This is a genomic window from Dellaglioa sp. CoH-55-MRSF-9, assembly GCF_056782155.1.
Genome location: NZ_JBXAYG010000026.1, coordinates 1 through 457 on the forward strand (window position 1 = coordinate 1; position 457 = coordinate 457).

Annotated in this window: 1 pseudogene; it reads left to right on the top strand. The window is 57.1% G+C overall.

The window, feature by feature from the left end:
- Positions 1 to 292, top strand: a pseudogene (locus AC1RPV_RS07650) (hypothetical protein); the annotation flags it as partial.
- Positions 293 to 457 lie beyond the last annotated feature (165 nt).

Consider the following 457-nt stretch of genomic DNA (forward strand, 5'->3'; position numbering starts at 1 on the left):
CGTCGAGTTTCACCCGCCAGTCCCGGCGTCGCCACCGATCCCGATTCCGGGACCGCTGCCGTCTCCTGTCGTCACGCCGCAGCCCGTTCCTGTGCCGCCTGCATCACGTCGTCCTATCGATCCGGGTCAGCCATACGGTCCAATTACGTTTCCCGTGATCGAGCCGAAATGGCCGTTCATCGATCCTATCACACTGAATACGGGTGGCATTCTCGAAGGTCAGAGCGTGCTGACGAGCGGCGGTATGGTCGAGATGCAGGACGCGCTTAAACCGGGCACGGTGGTTCACTGATGGGTAAGCGCTTCAAGGTCCGAGATAACAAGGCTATATACATCAACGCCATTGATTACAAGGATCAGAGACTGGTATCCGTTCGTCAGCAATACACGACGGCTAAGGAACCTGATGTGTGGAAGAACGGATATCAGGGGATTAGCCTGCCGTCGAGTCCTAAGG